At 59.1% G+C, this 5,680-nt stretch carries 2 protein-coding genes and 1 pseudogene; all 3 read left to right on the top strand.

Annotation, left to right across the window (positions count from 1 at the left end; all coding sequences use genetic code 11):
- Positions 1-493: pseudogene (locus tag B2R48_RS10210) on the top strand (nucleotidyltransferase family protein); the annotation flags it as partial.
- Complete coding sequence (gene addB / locus B2R48_RS10205; RefSeq protein WP_296999835.1) at positions 493-3,654, top strand: double-strand break repair protein AddB; 3,162 nt, start codon at positions 493-495, stop codon at positions 3,652-3,654. The pseudogene B2R48_RS10210 and the gene addB, both read left to right, overlap by 1 nt.
- The coding region (locus tag B2R48_RS10200; protein WP_296999832.1) for a UvrD-helicase domain-containing protein at positions 3,651-5,680 on the top strand (2,030 nt) is incomplete at its 3' end. The genes addB and B2R48_RS10200, both read left to right, overlap by 4 nt.

Below are 5,680 nucleotides of genomic sequence, written 5' to 3'. Positions count from 1 at the left end.
CGGCGGCGGGGTGAAAAATGCGCTTTCGAAACTCAACGAAGACGCAATCCTGATTGCCAATGCCGATGTTTTTTGGACCGAGGGGGCGGAGCCACTGTTTGATCGCCTGATCAATGCCTTTGACCCCGATCACATGGATGCGCTTCTGGCCCTCTATCCGGTGGCAGATGGCTATGGCTATGACGGGGCAGGGGATTTCTTCTGGCAGGTGGATGGGCGCTTGAAACGGCGCGGTGATGCGCCGTCAGCCCCCTATTTCTTTACCGGCGTGCAGGTATTGGCACCACATCTGTTTGAAGAAACGCCCGATGGTGCCTGGTCGCTGAACGTCGTTTATGACAAGGCGCTTGCGGCTGGACGGTGTTATGGTCTGGTGCATGATGGTGGATATTTTCATATCGGCACGCCAGAGGCGCTTGAAGAGTCCGAGCCAGTCATCGCAAAGGCGCTTGAAACTGAGCGCGCCAAGAAAGCCGCATCCGGGGGAGTTTGATGGCCGACCTGTTTGATTACATGGACGCGCCCGACTATGACGAAGCCGCCTTCGCGGGGGAGGCAACGCCGCCCTCAAACCTGTTTTTCATTCCGCCCGGCGTTGCCTTTGCCGATCTGATCGCCAAACAACTGATGGCGGAAACCGCCGATCAGCCAGATACCTTGCCCGATTATGTTCTGATGGTGCCCAATCGCCGATCCGCCAAGGTGATGCGCGATGCCTTCCTTCGGCAATCACAGGGCGCTGTTACGTTGCTTCCGACTATTCGTCCCCTGGGCGAGGCCGATGAGGATGAATTGGCGATTTATGGTGCGGGTGGTGAACAGGCGGCCCTTGATCTGCCGCCCGCCATCCCCGATCTCCAACGTAAATTGCTGTTAACCCAGCTGATTATGGGACGCCCTGATCATCGCGGTGAAAAACCAACCGCCGATCAGGCCGCCCGTCTTGCAGGCGAACTCGCACGCTTTCTTGATCAGGTGCAAACGGAAAACTGCGCCTTTGACGATCTTAAGGGCCTGGTGCCCGAAGAGTTTGCCGAACACTGGCAGCTCACCCTTGAATTTCTGCAAATCCTGACCATTCACTGGCCGGGTATTCTGGCTTCTCAGGATGTCAGTGACCGGGCCATGCGGCGCAATGCCCTGATTGCTGCTCAGATCGATCTATGGGAAGAAAACCCGCCAGAAACGCCGGTGCTGATAGTTGGCTCAACCGGCCCGTTCCCCGCCTTGCGCGATTTGATGGCGGCGGTGCTTAGAATGCCGCAGGGCCGGGTGGTCCTGCCCGGCCTGATGACAGGGCTTAGCCACGAAGACTGGGCGGCGATTGCCGATGATGCCGCCCATCCGCAACATCTTCTGGGCAAGACGCTCGGCCATATTGGCCGTCATGCCGACAGTGTCCTGCCTTGGCCCGCCCTTGACGCGGAAAGCGATGCCACGATTGAGCGCCGCCGTCTGGCCCGCGAGGCGTTGCGACCGGCCAAGACCACCCATCACTGGCGTCACATCGCTGGATTTAGCCCGGATGTGATGGACGGCGTCCTGCGTGTTGATTGCTCCGGTGCGCGTGAAGAGGCAACCGCAATTGCCCTTATGATGCGCGAGGCGCTCGAACATCCTGAAAAGACCTGCGCGCTGGTTACACCAGATCGTGGCCTTGCCCGGCGTGTCGCCACCGAACTACGCCGGTGGGAGGTCGAAATTGATGACTCGGCCGGTATCCCGTTGCATGACACGGCACCGGCAATCTATCTGCGCCTTGTGGTCCGTGCCGTGCAGGAGGAATTTGCCCCTGTTCCGTTGCTGGAACTTCTGAAACATCCGCTCTCGGCGGCGGGTCTGTCACCGGAGAATTTCCGCGTCCTGACCCGTCTTCTGGAAAAGGAAGTCCTGCGCGGTGCCCGACCGGGTCCGGGGCTGGATGGTTTGCAAACGGCACTTGATGGCTGGTGCGAGGATACGGTTGCCCGCCTCAGCACATCCGGGTCAGACAGTGCCATTGGTCGGATTGAACTTATCCGCGATGATCATGCGCGCCTTAGTGATCTGGTGGAACGCATCAAAACATGTCTCGATCCGATTGATGATCTGACCGGCGATAAAACGCACGCGCCAGTGCATCTGCTGCGCAGTCATGTTACGGCGGCTGAGGCACTGGCGGCCAGTGATACCCAAACCGGCGCGGATCGCCTGTGGCGCGGCGAAGCGGGTGAGGCATTGGCGGATTTCGTCCATGAATTGCTTAATGCGCTGACGGATTTCGCGCCGATGCCGGGCAATCGGTATAGCGCGTTTCTCGATGCCCTGATGGCGGATCGTGCCGTGCGTCCGCGTTACGGCAAACATCCGCGCCTGTTTATCTGGGGCACGGTCGAAGCCCAGATGCAGCAGGCCGATCTGACCATTCTGGGTGGTCTTAATGAAGGCGTCTGGCCGCCCGAAGCCGGGGCTGATCCGTGGATGAGCCGCCCGATGCGTCGCAATTTCGGCTTGCCCGCCCCCGAACACCGTGTTGGGCAATCGGCGCATGATTTCCAGCAACTGTTTTGTTCGCCCGATGTGGTGATGACCCGTGCATTGCGTATCGAAGGCACGCCAACCGTGCCGTCACGCTGGTTGCTACGGATTGAAAATATTCTGCGTAAATCAGGCGTGTCGATGGAAAAGCCTGATGCTGTGGAATGGCGTGCGTTGGCCGATCTGATTGATGAACCCGCGCCGGACATGCGGGTTAAAATCGGTCGCCCCGCACCCAAGCCACCCGTATCCGCCCGCCCGGATCGTTTGTCGGTGACCCAGATCGAAACATGGATGCGTGACCCCTATGCGATCTATGCCCGTCACATCCTTGGTCTGCGCAAGCTTGATGGTATCGACGAAGATCCCGGTGCCGCCGATTACGGTAACCTGATTCACGACGCCCTTGATCAGTTCATCGCCCGCCATCCCGAACATTTGCCACCGGATGGCGAACATGAATTGCTGATCATTGGTCGTGAAGTGTTCAAGCCGCTGGCCGCACGTCCCGGTCTTTGGGCCTTCTGGTGGCCACGGTTCGAGCGCATCGCCAAATGGTTCATCCAGACTGAAGCAGCGCGCCGGGATGCCGTGCGGAAATCCTATGCCGAGCAGGCCGGAACCCTTGATACCAGCAGCGGTTTTCAGGTCTATGCCCGTGCCGACCGCATTGATCAGCTGCGCGATGGCGGGATTGCGATCATTGATTATAAAACCGGCGCACCACCCAGTCAGGGCGATGTTGCCAACGGGTTTGCGCCGCAATTGCCGCTTGAAGCCGCCATTGCCGAAAAGGGCGGTTTTGGCGATGTGCCCGCCGGTCCCCCGGCCAGCATGGCGTTCTGGAAACTCTCGGGCGGGGATCCGGCAGGGGAGATCGTTGAAATCAACACGGGCCGCATGAAAACGACCCCGGCCGAACTCGCACACGCGGCGGTGGATGGTGTGAATGGGTTGGCGGCGGCCTTTGCCGATCCTGCAACCCCCTATCTCAGTGTGCCGCATCCCGATCATGCGCCGAAATATTCCGACTATGTCCATCTTGCCCGTCTGCGGGAATGGATGGGCAGCGAGGATGTTGATGATAGCGCTAACATCGACGCAAAACAGGATGTTAGCGAAGGGAATGCGTCATGACCGAAATGCGCGGAACCGACCCCAATGTCCTGCAACGCAATGCGTCTGATCCGACGGCATCTGTCTGGGTGTCGGCCTCGGCAGGTGCTGGCAAGACCAAGGTGCTGTCTGATCGCGTCTTGCGCCTGATGCTTTCTGGCACCGAGCCGCATCGTATTCTTTGTCTGACTTTTACCAAGGCCGCGGCGGCCGAAATGGCCAACCGTGTGAATGAACGATTGGGTCTGTGGGCCACGATGGAGGATCGCGACCTTCAGGCCGATCTCGCCAACCTTGCCGGTGCAGCACCCAGTAGCGACGAAACCATCCGCGCGCGCCAGCTTTTTGCCCGTGTGCTGGATGCACCGGGCGGAATGAAGATTCAGACCATTCATGCCTTCTGTCAGTCGTTGTTGCGCCGCTTCCCGCTGGAAGCCGGTCTGGCGCCGCATTTTGAAATCATGGATGACCGCACAGCCGCTGAAACCATGGCCGATGTGCAGGAAGAGGTCCTGGCATTCGCCCGAACCGGCCGTGATGATGATCTGGCCCATGCCCTTTCGGTCGTCACCGGACAGGTCCGCGAAGGTGCCTTTGGCGAGGTCATGAGCGAGCTTGCCCGCGAACGTGGTCGCCTGAAGCGCATGCTGGCCAATCTGGGCGGGGCCAAACGCATGCGCGATGCGGTCTATAAGGCGCTTGGCGTGCCCGTTGGGCTTGATGATGAAACCATTCTGACCAAGGCCCTTTCCGATGATGCCTTTGACCGGGATGGCTTGATGCGCGGGCTGGCAGCGCTTGAGGCTGGAACCAAAACCGATAAGGCACGTGTCCCCGCATTGGCGCTGTTTCTTGAAAAGACGACTGTTGAAGATCGTCTTGCGGTGTTTAACGAATATCGCAGCGTCTTTTTCACCACGGCCGGTGAACCGCGCGCCAAACTGATCACCAAGGGTGCGGCTGAAAATCACCCGATGGGGGCCGATGCGCTTGAACAGGAATGTGCGCGTCTGGTTGAAGTCGATCGCCAACGCAAGGCCGCCGCAATGGCCGGTGCGACATCGGCACTAATTACCATCGGCAATGCGATGCTTGATCGCTACGCCACCAAAAAGGCCCTGCATGCCCGCCTTGATTACGATGACCTGATTCTGACCAGTTTGCAGCTTTTGCAACGTCAGGCCGGGATTGCTGGCTGGGTGTTGTTCAAGCTTGATGAAGGCCTGGATCATGTCCTGATTGACGAGGCGCAGGATACCAACCCCGAACAGTGGGAAGTGGTGCGTATTCTGGCCGAGGAATTCTTTATCGATGCCGCGCGTCATGCCGATAAGCCGCGTACCATCTTTGCCGTTGGGGATGCGAAACAATCGATTTACAGCTTCCAGCGTGCTGATCCGGAAAAGTTTGCTGAAATGCGCCGTTATTTCCGTGAACGGGCGCGTGAAATTGCTGCCGACTGGCGCGAAGTTCCGATGAACATCTCGTTCCGGTCCACCGATGCGGTGCTGGGCACGGTGGATCGTGTCTTTGCCGGTCCGGTGGCACGGCAAGGGGTCGGTGATGACGGGGCAGACGTGCAGCACAGCCCATTCCGTGTCGGACAGGCCGGGCGGATTGAACTTTGGCCTGCGGTGGAACCCGAAGAGCGCGCACCCGAAGACCCCTGGACACCACCGACCCGAATTGTCCGCCTTGAAGATCCGGAAATTCGCCTTGCCCGCGTCATTTCCGGGCGCATCCGCCATGCGATTGATGCAAAGGAAAATCTGACATCGCGTGGCCGTCCGGTGCGCGCAGGTGACTTCATGATCCTTGTGCGCCGTCGTACTGCCTTTGTCGATGAGGTCGTCAAGGCGCTTAAGGAACGCAATGTTCCCGTTGCCGGTGTCGACCGCATGCAAATCACCGATCAGCTTGCGGTGATGGATCTGGTGGCATTCGGGCGGTTCCTGTTGATGCCCGAAGATGACCTGACACTGGCCGAGGTGCTTAAAAGCCCGCTGATCGGGCTTGATGACGATCAGCTGTTTGAAATTGCCCATAA

The sequence above is a fragment of the Thalassospira sp. UBA848 genome (assembly GCF_002295455.1).
Taxonomy (GTDB): Bacteria; Pseudomonadota; Alphaproteobacteria; order Rhodospirillales; family Thalassospiraceae; genus Thalassospira.
This window is presented reverse-complemented; position numbering and strand designations above follow the sequence as displayed.